Source organism: Teichococcus aerofrigidensis (genome assembly GCF_054073225.1).
The window spans coordinates 1-12,637 of sequence record NZ_JBSXMU010000100.1 but is presented as its reverse complement, the minus strand read 5'-3'; the positions used below and the strand labels follow the sequence as shown (position 1 = coordinate 12,637).

The window sequence follows — 12,637 nt, the reverse complement described above, 5'->3', positions numbered from 1 at the left end:
GGGCGCGGCCGGGGCCGAGCGCCGCCAGGGCGTGCGGCCCGGGCCCGACCGGCAGGCGGGCCAGCACGGTGCCGGTGTCGAGCCCGAGCAGCGCCACCTCGGCGGTCGCCCCGGCCTCGCCATCCTGGCCCACCCAGAGCCTCTGCGTGGCGGCGTCCAGCGCCAGCCTCGCCGGCCGGCCCCCCACCGGGATGTGCCGCGCCACGACCCAGCGCAGGGTGTCGATCTCCACCACCTCCCCCAGGGAAGGGACGCTGGCGAAGATCCGGTTGCCCGCCGCATCCGCCGCCCAGCCCCCGGCCTCGCCCCCGAGCGCCAGGGCCGCCAGCAGCCGCGTGCGGCTGGTGCCGCCGACAGGGTCGAGCACCTGCACGGCGCCGTTGTCGCCGAGATAGGCGAGGTGCCAGGCATTGAAGTTCACCTCGGCGCGGCGGCCGAGGCGGTTCTCCAGCAGGCCGCGCACGCGGTCGCGGCAGGCGATGCCGCCGCCGCCACGCTCGGCCCAGGCGGCGGGCCGGAGCCCGCGCAGCGGCCGGCCATCCTCGTCGGCCAGCTCCAGGCGCAGCAGCAGCGCCTGTCCCGCCTCCAGCGCCTCCCCCGGGGCGGGCCGGAGCTCCAGCCGGGCCACCGCGCCGCCCATGGCGTGGCGGAGGCTGACCACGGGCTGCCCGGCGGCCCCGGACCGGACCGGATCCGCCAGGGTCGGTTCCGCCAGGGTCGGTTCCGCCAGGGCCGGGCCGGCCAGCAGCCCGAGCAGGGCCGCCCAGGGAAGCCGGCCCCGCATCAGCGGCTCACCCGCAGCAGGCCCCAGACGCCGCCGTCGAAGACATCCGGCATCTGGTTGCGGAAGAGGTAATCGCCCGGCACGCCGGCGGGACCGCCCGCCTGCTCCACCACGATGTTGTAGTGCAGCGTCGGCGCCAGCGCGTCGCGCGTGCCGGTCGCCGGCGAGGGCGCGTAGCCCGGCTTGCCGCGCACGCCCTCGATCCGCTGCGACGGCACCGTGCCGGCGGCATAGGGCAGCATCGACCAGTTGTGCCCGTGCAGGGTGAAGACGCCCGACCGCTCATGCCCGCCGGGCTGCAGCAGGCGGAAGCGCACCTCCTGCCCGGTCCGGGCGGTGAAGACCGGCGTGTTGGGGTTGCCGCCCACCTGGGCGTTGGACAGGGCATTGGCGTAGTTCAGGCGCCGGGTGATGCCCGGATTCTCGCCGGGCGCATGACCGACGCGCAGCCACATCGGCTCGGTGCGGTAGTTCACCGCGACATTGCCGGCATCGATCGAGTCGCTGAGGCCCTTGCATCCCATCGAGGTGATGCTCTCCGGCACCTCGTCCTCATCCTCCGGCCCCTGCGGCTCGGCGGCACCCACGGGACAGACCGGCCGGCCGCTGGCGCGCAGGTTGAGGTCGTCCTGGAAGATCAGCGCGAAGTCGCGGAACTGCCGACCGCCCGGCACGGTGACCGTGGCGGCCAGGCGCGTCGTGCTGTCCACCACCCAGCTCGACCCCTGCGGCAGCACCACCATGCCGGCGACCAGCCCCTTGCTGCTGTGGCGCAGCTTGTCGGACGGCATCAGGTTCAGCGCGCCGAACTCGACGGGCGTCGCGATGATGTCATTGGTGGCGGAGAGGGTCAGCAGGCCGGCATACCAGCGGTAGGTCGTGCTGTCCCCCGGCGCCACGGTCTGCTTGACGGGCCGCACCGCATTCGGGCGCGTCCGGTTGAGGCCGAGGTTCAGCCCGTCATTGCGGGTGACGTCGGTGGCCAGAAGCTGCGGGTTGAGGCCGACCTCCATCGAGGGCTTCAGCTGGTTGGCGTTGAAGCGCTCGACGACGAGGGGAAACATGTAGAAGCCCTGGTTGGCCGGGGCCACGACCTGGTCCGCCCAGTCGGCGGGCAGGCGGTTGGTCAGCGTCACCTCGACGCAGTCGCCGGCGGCGGCGCGCAGCAGCAGCGGCTCGACCGGCACGCCGGCCTTCAGCTTGCCGCCGCTGAGATCGCTGTCGAGCACATAGAAGGCGCCGGTCGGATCGGTGATCGGGCCGCGCTGCCCGGCATAGTTGCCGGCCCGGCTGTTGTAGACGATGCCCTGGCTGCCGATCGCCTGGCTGGCGGCGACGGCGGAGACCGCGTAGCGCCGCATCGGCGCGCCGACCGGGCAGACGCCGTTGAAGTTCGGCAGGTTGTTGATCTGGCCGCTGACGCCGAGCTGCACCGTCTCGCCGTTGTTGAGGCGCTGGTTGCGCGGATTGGTCGGCGGCGTGTTGTTCGGCAGCGGCCGCAGGTCGCCGCGCCGGTACTCATAGGCGCGCAGCAGGCCCCAGGCGCCGTGCCAGTAGCCCTCCGCACTGGCGGAGGCGCTGTAGAGATGGTCGGTAAAGGGACCGATATCGCCCTCGGGCGCGACCACCGGCACATCGAACTCGAAATGCTCCGAGATCGCCTGCAGATGCGCCGCGCGCCAGCCGGAGTTCGGGTCGTTGCTGTTCAGCAGCCAGCGCAGGCCGCTGAAATGGATGGCATGCGGCTCCTCATGCGCGCCGGCCATCATCCGCACCTGCACGCGGTCGCGGCGATAGGCGCGTAGCAGCGGGGTGAAGGGATCACCGGGCTGCACGTCGGCGGTGAGCGGCGGGATGTTGCCCGGCTGGCTGTTCATGTCCGGCATGGCGCGGACCACGTCCGAGCGGAAGGCATAGGAAGGGTCGCCGGCCCGGCCGCTGGCCTGCCCGCCACGCCCGCCATCGGCGCGCGGGGCATTGGGATCGTAGAGCCGGAGCGCCAGGGGTTCGTTGCGGTAGTTGACGGCGAAGGTGCCGGTGTCCTTGGCGGAGATCGCCTCCGGGCAGGGCGGCGCCCCGCCGCCGGGACAGACGCTGGGCCGCTCCTGGAGATAGGGCAGGCCGAGGCGCTGGCGATGCGGCGGATTGATGACGCGGCGCGGGTCGGCCACCGTGCGGCCCTGCGAGTCCAGACCGCCGTCCTTCTCGTAGGCGCTGACGAAGTCGGCGATCTGCAGAACGAACTCGCGATAGGAATCGGCCGGGTCCGGCGTGATGACATTCGCCATCCAGCTGGTCGGGCCGCCATCCTGGCGCTGCCGCGCGTTCAGCCGCGTGTTGGTCTCCGGATGGCGCCACTCCGTGCCCTGGGGCGCCACCACCAGCGCGGCGTAGAGGCCGTTCTGCTGATGCGTGGAGGGGCCGAAATGGTCGTGCGTGAAGACGGTGCGGAGCGTGTTGTCCTTGCCGGACTGGTTGGTGATCGGATCGGCGAACCAGCGCTGCACCGTGGTCTGCGCGCCGAGCCAGGCATTGTTCGGCCCGGCGCCGAGCACCGGATGCGCGCGCGCCTTCGGGCAGTTGCCGACCTCGTCGGCATCGGCGCAGGCATAGTGGTGCCGGATGGCATGGACCCGTTCGCGCACCTCCGCGGGGGCCATGGTGCCATCCTCGTAGTTCCAGCCGTTGCCGGACCCGTCCGAGCTGGTGACGTCGAACTTCACCAGATGGATGTGTTGGCCCACGATGTCGGTCGGGGTGCGGACCTGGAAATCGTCCAGCTCGTTGACCGAGGGGATCAGGTTGGTGTGGTGCACCTCGATGCATTCATTCGTCGTCGCGCGCATCACCAGCGGCTCCGGCGCGCGGGTGCCATCGAGCGTGGCCTGCACGTCGTTCCAGAGCGCCAGCAGGCGGCCCTGCGGGAAGTGCCAGCCGGCGCGATTCAGGATCAGCCGCTTCTGCACGGCGGCCACCTTGTAGACGCGCAGATCCGCGGCACCCGGGGCGGGGCGGCCATCGTCCAGCACGCAGGGATCGGCATAGGGCGCGCCGCGCACGGCGGGGCGGCCATTGGTGACGAAGGCGCGCGGCGTGCCTTCCGGGGTCACGCTGGCATGGGCGCGGCGGGCGTGGAAGGCCATCGCCGCCCGCTCCGGCGCCTCGCCCGCCTCGTTCAGCCAGCGGATCTCGAGCGCCTCGCTGACCTTGTCGAGATCGTGCCGGGTCAGCTGCGCGACCGCCTCGCCGCCGGTCACGATGTGGCGCCGCAGCCCACCATCGTCGATCACGTCCAGCGGCGGGCGCGGCGGGCGGTGCCCCGACTTGCCGGGGACGAAGAAGGGAAAGCCGGCATTGTCCGCCACCTCCGTGCCGGCCGGCAGCACCGCCTGACCGGCCGCGATGTGCACCGGCGCGGGCAACGGCGCCAGCGCCATGGTCGGCAGGGGAATGATCGCCGGGATGGCCGTGCCGGCGGCGACCTCGCCATCCGGCAGGGCGCGGGAGAGCGGCGCGGCGCGGCCCTCGGAATCCAGCTCGGTGCCGGCCTCGAAGACATCGTGCACGCGCCACAGGCCCCACATGCCCTGGGCGAAGTGCGGATAGAGATGGCAGTGGAAGATGCTGTCGCCCACCGTCTGGTTCCGGTTGCCCGAGCCATTGAAGGCGATCTCGTAGGTATAGCCGGAGCCGGGGGCGATCAGCTGGCTGTCGAGATAGGCCGAGCCCGGCTGGTCCGGGTTGTAGAGCCACTGATGCGCATGCAGGTGGAAGATATGCGCCTCCTTGCCGAAGTGCAGGTTGCGCATGACGACGCGGTCGCCGAGGTAGCTGCTGAAGGTATTGGACGGATCGTCGGGATAGAGCGCGCGCGTCGAGCTCGGCGCGGCGGGGTTGCGGCGGTTGTCGGGACCGAGCTGCGCGTTGGCCGGCACATCGACCAGCAGGGCGGGATCGCCGCCGGCCCAGGAGGAGAGGAAGAACTCCTCGTACTTGCACTCCGCGCATTGCGCCGTCGGGCCGACGCCGAACCGGTTGGCCAGGATCTGCGAGCCGGCGCCGGTGATGCCGTAGTTGATGCCGAACGAATCCCGGACGCTGTGCAGCGTGTGGCCCAGCTCGGCCTGCTCGAACTCGGCGAAGGCCTGGATTGACTTCACCTCGTCATGGAAGTTCAGCACGAACTCGCGATAGGGCTCCCGCCGGTCGCGCGTGCCGGAGGAGAGGCCCTCCTCGGTCTGGCCCTGGGCCAGCGTCCTGTTCGGCTCCAGCACGGGATTGGCGGCGTAGGTCCCGGCGGGGAAGCGGCCGCGGCCCGGGCCGGTGATGATGGCGTTGGTGTCGCCGTGCACGATCTTGTTGTTCTGCAGCATCGCCAGGATCGGGCGCCCGGCGAGGCGGTGCCCCTGCGGGTAGACGGCGGCATAGTCGATATCCGGGTGGCCGGTGGAGAGCCGGCCGGGCGCGCCCGCCGCATCGCGCCGCGTCGCCAGCTCCAGCTCCTGCCGGGTGGTCTGGCTGCGATACCATTCGGCGCCTTTCGGCTGCACCGCCACGGCACCGAACATGCCGAGCGCGAAGGCGCCGATATTGCTCTCGCCGCTGACCATCACGGCCGGGTTGTAGAATCCGAAGATACCCTCCCGCGATGCCTGCAGCCGATAGACGGTGAAGCCGCCGGGCGGCACCAGGCTGGAGACGTTGGCGCCGACATTGGCCCCGTCATCCGCCATGCTGCGCATGTAGTTCAGCCCGGCGACATGCAGGCCCGCGGCACGGGTGGCGGGCTGATCCACCGAGACGCCGGGCACGGAAAGCGGCGAGGCGTTCAGGAGGTTCTGGAAATTGATGGTCAGGCAATCGCCGAGATTGACGCGCAGCACCAGCGGACGGGGGCGCTTGTCCTCGCGCAGCATCACCCGGCCGGGGCTGAGGGACTGGCCGCCATCGCGGGCCTGCACGTCGCCCCGCAAGGCATAGATCATGTAGCCGGGATGATGTGCGCCGTAGCGGTTGAACTCGATGGCCTGGTCCAGCGCCACGACATCGGTGGTGATCTCCCGCTCGCAGGCGGCGGTCTGCGCCTGAACGCGGCCTGGCGACCAGGCCAGCAGTCCAAGCCCGGCCGCGAGAAGCCAGCGCGCATGGCCGAGGCCCCATCCCACATGGCAACCCATCCCACCCTCCATCGCCATTCGTTTCGAAGAGTTATCTTTATCACCGACCGTCTCGCCGCACATGTTGATCGCAAAATCGTGAGATTCCTGGGATATCATGCGGCTTGGCGGCCGGCTTCTAGGCCATCGATCCTATTTGCCTCTCGCCCTCATATCAAAAATGTTTCTTTCCCGCATTAGTTAAATTGCTCTTGCGGAACGATATCGTCGGCTTCATGCTGGGGCTGTTGATCGAATTCCGGCATCTTCCTCCCCAATGGGAATCGGTTGGCCGGCATTCCTGAACAGATTCCAGAATCCTGAGTAAAGATCCTGAAATTCCGTCCGATCGGCCCTTCGGCCAGAATAGAGTTTGCCGTCTCATCTATTCATGATGCGGGATTCTCTTCTGGCTCGTGGCCGCCCCCGATTTCGAGCCCGGAGATTTGAGACATGCCCGCTCCGACCCCCTGGGGCAGTACCTCGGAACAGCTGGTTGTCGGCATCGACATCAATCCGCCGACCTTCGGCTTCGGCTTCACCCATTCGCGACCGAGCGTGGCGGACAATTCAGGCGAGAACTTCGGCGTCGCCTATCTGCAGACCACGACCGGGCCCAATCCGGTGACGCATGTCCGGCTGCAGGCCTTCGACCATGTGCTCGAGCCGCTGAACGAGATCCTGCCCGGCCCGGTCACGCTGGATGACGGCATCGGCACGATCCTCGGCGCCCCGGTCATCTCCGGCTGGGGCGATGGCTACGCCGTCGCCTGGCAGGAGCAGGCGGCGGGCGGCGGGCCGACGCTGCTGAAGGCCCGGGTCTCCGGTCCCGTGGGATTGCTGGGCGGCGAGTTCACCCTCGCCGCGCCGGCCGGCGCGGCGGCGGATCTCGTCCAGCACAGCCTGGTCCTGTCGCCCTACGCCAAGATCATCGGCGTCGACCCGACCGATCCCGACCGCCCGCTGGAGGCCGTCGGCTTCGCCGCCGCCTGGGTGGAGACCTCGGGCAACGTCTCGCGCATCCGGTTGCAGCGCTACGAGGTGGTCAACGACGCCGCGGGAGAGCCGGCGCATGTCGCCCCCGCCGGACAGGACGGCGAGGCCGGGATCGGCGCCGATCTCGCCCTGGATCTCGGGGAAGGGCGTTCCCCCGCCCTAGCCATGCTGCATGACGGCGAGCTGGCCGTGGCCTGGGTCGGTGAGGACGGGCGGCTGCACGGGCAGCTCCGCGACGCCGGCAATGGCGACGTCATCCCCCCTCCCGGCCTCGACCTCGACGCGGCGCTCGGAGCCTATGTCGTGGCTCCGGGACAGGCCGTGCGCCTGGCGCCGCTGGGTGCCGGCAACTTCGGCGTCTTCTGGGTGGCGCCGGCGGACGACAACCCGGCCACCACCGATCTCGTCGTCAAGGGTGAGACCTTCCAGTTGCTGGACGGCGCGGCGACCTGGGTCGGAAGCGGGGTGCAGACCATCCTGGACCTGCCGGAAGGCGCCTTCAGCGGCGACTTCAACGTGGCCGGCCTCGGCGAGGCCAATGACGGCGGCGTCGTCACCTTCGGCACCCTCGATGGCCGGGTCATGGCGCAGAGCTTCGACGGCTTCGGTGTGCCGGCCGCCGGCCTGCCCTATGAGATGACGGACGGTGCCGGCGGAACGGGGGGCGGCGCCCACGGCGTGGCCGGTCTCGTCAGCGACCGCGCCGTGCTGGTGACGCAGGACGACTTCGGCGACATCGCCGCCCGGATCGTCGACACGCGGGAGCCCGGCCAGCTGATCTCGGGCGACCGGGTGCGCCTCGACGACAACGGCCAGATCGAGCGGGTGGACGAACGCCCCGACCTGATCGTCGGCACCATCGGCGACGACACCATCATCGCCGATCGCGGCGACACCCGCCGCGGCGAGAGCGATGACGACGTGGTCCATGCCGCGCTCGGCAACGACATCATCTATGGCGGCGGCGGCAACGATATCCTGAAGGGGAACGAGGGCGACGACCTCGCCGCCTATCGCGGCGGCCGGCAGTTCTACTCGATGACGCTGAACGGCGACGGCAGCCTCACCGTCAAGGACATGCGGCTGCAGAACCGGGGCCGCGATCCGGGGCCGGACGGGCAGGACATCGTCGACGGCGTGGAGCGGCTGGCCTTCGGCGCCACCATCGGCACCGCCCTCGGCACGGGGGACCGCCTGAGCCTGGACGGCGCCACCACGGTCGGCACCGATCTCTTCGCCCTGGATCTGCCGGGCTCCGGGCCGGCCGGCACACCGATCCCCTGGGGCCTCTTCAGCGACACCTCCTTCACCGTCAACACCTCCGGCGGGGCGGCCGACCTCACCACCGGCGCGCAGACCGCGCCCGTGGCCGTGGCGCTGGAGAACGCCTTCGGCTTCGTCTGGCAGTCGGGCAACGACGTCTATCTCAAGGCCTATGACCCGCTGGGCCAGCCGGACGCCGCCTTCGGCGGAGGCGCCGTGCCGCAGGTGCTGCGCATCAGCCTCGATCCGGACGATGCCGTGACCGAGCAGGTCTCGGGGCTGACCGCCGGCATGGCGGGCGACCTCGGCATCGTCGCGGTGTGGCAGGAGACCGGCGCCGGCGCCTCCGTCATCAAGGGGCGGCACACCGCCTCGGTCAACGGCGTCACCGGCGCCGGCGAGTTCCAGGTGCAGGCCGCGGCCGGCGGCGCCGCGCAGCGCGACGCGGCGGTCAGCGGCTACGAGGTCGTCGACGCCAACAACGCCACGGTCGAGTTCGGCTTCCACGTGGCCTATACCGAAGCGGCCGGCGGCGGCGCGACCGGCCGCCTGCTCCTCAACCGCTTCGTCATCCCCTTCGCCGCCAACGGCAACGAGCAGGCGCCCGTCGCCACGCCGGTCCAGGCCGGCGGCCCGGCCACCTTCGTGATCAGCGAGAACGGCCGCAACGCCAGCCTGGCCTCGCTGCACGACAACGAGCTGGTCGTCACCTATGTCGAGGATGGGCAGATCCGCGTCACCATCCTGACGCCCAGCACGACCGGCGGCGTCACCACCTTCGGGCAGGTCGACGCCCTGCCGCCGCTGGCCGGCATTCCGCAGGGCAGCGTGCCGCAGGTGGCCGGGCTGATCACCAGCTTCGTCGTCGCCTGGACGGATGCCGCCGGCGATGTCCGGGCCAGCGTGGTCTCGGCCAGCGGCGAGAGCTGGGCGGCGGGGCCGGAACTCCTGCTGGCCGATCTCCCGGCCAATGCCACCGGCATCTTCCGCATCACGCCGACGGCGGAGGACGACCTGGGCAGCGGCTTCGCGCTCTTCTACGAGGTGAGCGGCGCGGCCGGTGCCAGCGGCGTCCGTGGCCAGGTCTACACGCATGCCGGCGCGCCGATCGGCGATGTCTTCGACGTGCTCTCCGACGGTGCCACCGGCACGCCCGGAGGCTTCAGCGCCGCCGGCATGGGCGATGGCCGCCTGGTCATCGCCACGCCCGGGCAGGCGGTGGACGGGCTGGACAATGATGGCGGCATCGTCGCCCGTGTCTTCGACACCCGCCCCCCGGGCGAGCAGATCATCGGCCCCCGTGACGGCGCCCCGCCCGACCTGCTGGTCGGCACCACCGGCAAGGACGTGCTGGACGGCCGCGAGGATGACGACGAGCTGCACGGCGCCGATGGCAACGACCTATTGATCGGCGGCAGCGAGAACGACCTCCTCTTCGGCGAGGACGGCGACGACACACTGAGCGGCGGCAGCGAGAACGACACGCTGGATGGCGGCGCGGGCAATGATCTCCTGCTCGGCGGCTTCGGCGTCGACATCATCGCCGGCGGGGCGGGCACCGACACCCTGTCCTATCAGGGCGAGTTCGCCGATTTCATCATCGACATGGCCGCGGGTACGACGCGCAGCAACCGCGACCCCGCGACCGGCACCACCACCGGCTTCGCCGTCGAGGACACCTTCACCGGCATCGAGAACGTCACGGGCGGCGAGGCGAACGACCAGATCACCGGCGACGCCCTGGCCAATATCCTTGCTGGCGGCGGCGGCAATGACACACTCAACGGCGGCGGCGGCAACGACACCCTCGATGGCGGCGCCGGCAACGACACGCTGGCCGGCGGCGAGGGCGACGACTCGCTGGCGGGCGACGGCGGCAACGACACCATCGACGGCGGCGCCGGCACGAATGACGAGATCCGCTTCGTCGGGACCCGGTCCAGCTACAATGTCACCTTCAACCGGCAGACCGGCGTCTTCACCGTCACGCACCTGCAGGGCGGGGAGGACGGCACCGACACCATCCGCGGCGTCGAGTGGTTCGCCTTCCAGGATCAGCGGATCTCGGCCACCCAGCTCGGCAACAACCCCAACCCCCCGCCGCCGGTCGGCGGCCAGGCGATCCGCGGCACCAACCAGGCCGATGTCCTGATCGGCACGGCCGGGAATGACGACATCCAGGGCTTCGGCGGCAACGACACGTTGCGCGGCCTGGGCGGCAACGATCTGCTCGATGGCGGCGCGGGGGCGGACCTGCTGGATGGCGGCGCCGGGGACGACCAGCTCTTCGGCGGCGCCGGGGCCGACACGCTGATCGGTGCCGGCGGCATCGACCGGCTGGAGGGCGGCAATGGCGCGGACCTGCTGCAGGGTGGCGCCGGCAATGACACGCTGCTCGGCGAGGCCGGCAACGACACGCTCGACGGCGGCGCGGGGGCGGACCTGCTGGATGGCGGCGCCGGCGCCGACAGCATGATCGGCGGCGAGGGCAACGATACCTATGTGGTCGATGCGGCGGGCGATACCGTCACCGAGCAGGCCAATGGCGGCACCGACACCGTGCGCGCCTCGCTCAGCTACAGCCTCACCGCGCAGGTGGAGAACCTGGAGCTGATCGGCGAGGGGCTGAACCTCGACGGCACCGGCAACAACCTGGCCAACCGCATCACCGGCACCAGCGGCGACAACACCCTGCGCGGCGGCGCCGGCGATGACACGCTGATCGGCGGCGCCGGGGCCGATATGCTGATCGGCGGCACCGGCGCCGATCGCATGGAGGGTGGCCTGGGCGACGACATCTACGTGGTGGACAATGTGCTGGACCAGGTGGTGGAGGCCCTCAGCCAGGGGACCGACACCGTGCGGGTGCAGGTGACCACGAGCGGGACCCTCTTCACCCTCGCCAACACGCTGGAGAACCTGACCCTGCTGGGCACCGCCGCCCTGAACGGCACCGGCAACGCGGAGGCGAACGTCCTGATCGGCAATGCCGGCGCCAATTCCCTCCTGGGCCTGGGCGGCGACGACCGGCTGGAAGGCGGCGGCGGCAATGACACGCTGGATGGCGGCAACGGCGCCGATACCCTTCTCGGCGGCGGCGGCGCCGATACGCTGATCGGCGGCGCCGGGGCCGATGTGCTGATCGGCGGCGCGGGGAGCGACACGCTGACCGGCGGCGCCGGCGCCGACATCTTCCGCTACACCGCCCTCACCGACAGCCGCCCCGGCGCCGCCGCGCGCGACCATATCCAGGACCTCCAGGCGATCGACCGGATCGACCTCTCCGCGATCGATGCCACGGCGGACACCATCGACGGCGGGGACGGCGCCTTCGTGCTGCTCGCGGGCGGGACCTTCCTGGGCGGCGGGCGCGGTTCCATCCTCTACGCCCAGAACACCGGCCTGCTGAGCATCGATTCCGGGGATGGCGGGGCGGCGGACATGGTCATCCATCTCGCCACCAACCCGACCTTCAACCTGGTCAGCAATATCCTGATCGCCTGAATCCTGATCGACCGACGGGGGCGGGGCGACCTCACCGGCCGCCCCCAACCGTCGCGACAATCGCCCGGACGGTTTTTCATTGTGAAGCGATGCGTCTGAGATATCCTTCCTTTCAGAATCGTAGTGATCACGGCACGCCGCATGCCCGCGCCCGCCTTTCCCGCCCTGAAGAAGGCCCGCCCTCCCGGGGCGAAGCGGATGCCGACCGCGCGGCCCCTCCCGGACAGCGCATCCTGCCTCCTCTGCGGCGCCGCGCTGGCCCCCCTGGCGCTTCTGCTCCCCCCTCCCGCCTGGCCCGCCGCCCTGGGCTTCGGCGGCCTGCTGCTGGGCCTGGCCTGGATGGATCTGCGGCATGGCCTGGTGCATGCCGCCCTCGTCCTGCCCCTGCTGCTGCTGGGCCTCCTCGTCGCGTCGGGCGGGGGGAGCGCCACCCTCGCCGCGGCCCTGGCCGGGGCCGGGCTCGGCTACCTGGCCTTCCGCGCCGTTGAGGCCGCCTATCGCCGCCTGCGCGGGCAGGACGGGCTGGGGCGGGGCGATGCCTGGGTGCTCGGCGCGGCCGGCGCCTGGACCGGGCCCGGCGGCCTGCCCCTGCTGGTGACGCTGGCCGCGGCCCTGGCCCTCCTCTGCGTCGTGCTGCGCGACCGCGGCCTCGCCGCCGGCGCCTCCTTCCGCTTCGTGCCGGCCCTGGCCGTGGCGGCCTGGCTGGTCTGGATCCTCGGCGGGGGCCACCCGGCATGGATCCTGTCCTGAGCGACCCGCCGGCCGAGGAAGCCCGGCTGGTGGCGCATCTCGCCGAGGGCGGCCTGCTGGCCCCGGCCGCGCTGCGGCGCGCCGAGGAGGCGCGGCAGGCGGCGGGCGAGGCGTTGATCCCCGCCCTGCTGGCGCTTGGCCTGCTGGGCGAGGAGCCGCTGGCGGCGGCGGCGGCGCCCGCCAG

General features: G+C 71.4%; 5 protein-coding genes. 3 read left to right on the top strand and 2 right to left on the bottom strand.

All coding sequences use genetic code 11. The features are described from left to right. Both ACVMLK_RS16635 and ACVMLK_RS16630 read right to left on the bottom strand, forming a co-directional pair. On the bottom strand, positions 1-784 hold a 784-nt coding region (locus ACVMLK_RS16635; protein ID WP_457487029.1), incomplete at its 3' end, for a YncE family protein. After that, positions 784-5,961, bottom strand: coding sequence for a hypothetical protein (locus ACVMLK_RS16630; protein ID WP_457487028.1), 5,178 nt, complete (start codon positions 5,959-5,961; stop codon positions 784-786). The genes ACVMLK_RS16630 and ACVMLK_RS16635, both read right to left, overlap by 1 nt. 432 nt (positions 5,962-6,393) lie before the next feature. Here ACVMLK_RS16630 and ACVMLK_RS16625 point away from each other — a divergent pair, with 432 nt between their 5' ends. From ACVMLK_RS16625 to ACVMLK_RS16615, 3 genes are all read left to right on the top strand, one after another. Further along, positions 6,394-11,703, top strand: coding sequence for a calcium-binding protein (locus tag ACVMLK_RS16625; protein WP_457487027.1), 5,310 nt, complete (start codon positions 6,394-6,396; stop codon positions 11,701-11,703). A gap of 141 nt (positions 11,704-11,844) precedes the next feature. Further along, positions 11,845-12,453 (top strand): prepilin peptidase, encoded by a 609-nt coding sequence (locus ACVMLK_RS16620; RefSeq protein ID WP_457487026.1) that lies wholly within the window; start codon positions 11,845-11,847, stop codon positions 12,451-12,453. Continuing rightward, positions 12,438-12,637: hypothetical protein (locus tag ACVMLK_RS16615; protein WP_457487025.1), on the top strand; the 200-nt coding region annotated here is incomplete at its 3' end. The genes ACVMLK_RS16620 and ACVMLK_RS16615, both read left to right, overlap by 16 nt.

What these genes read in the sequence shown, in the direction of transcription:
- ACVMLK_RS16625 (WP_457487027.1), top strand. Translation starts at nt 6,394, where the DNA reads ATGCCCGCTCCGACCCCCTGGGGCAGTACCTCGGAACAGCTGGTTGTC.
- ACVMLK_RS16630 (WP_457487028.1), bottom strand. Translation starts at nt 5,961, where the DNA reads ATGGGTTGCCATGTGGGATGGGGCCTCGGCCATGCGCGCTGGCTTCTC.
- ACVMLK_RS16620 (WP_457487026.1), top strand. Translation starts at nt 11,845, where the DNA reads ATGCCCGCGCCCGCCTTTCCCGCCCTGAAGAAGGCCCGCCCTCCCGGG.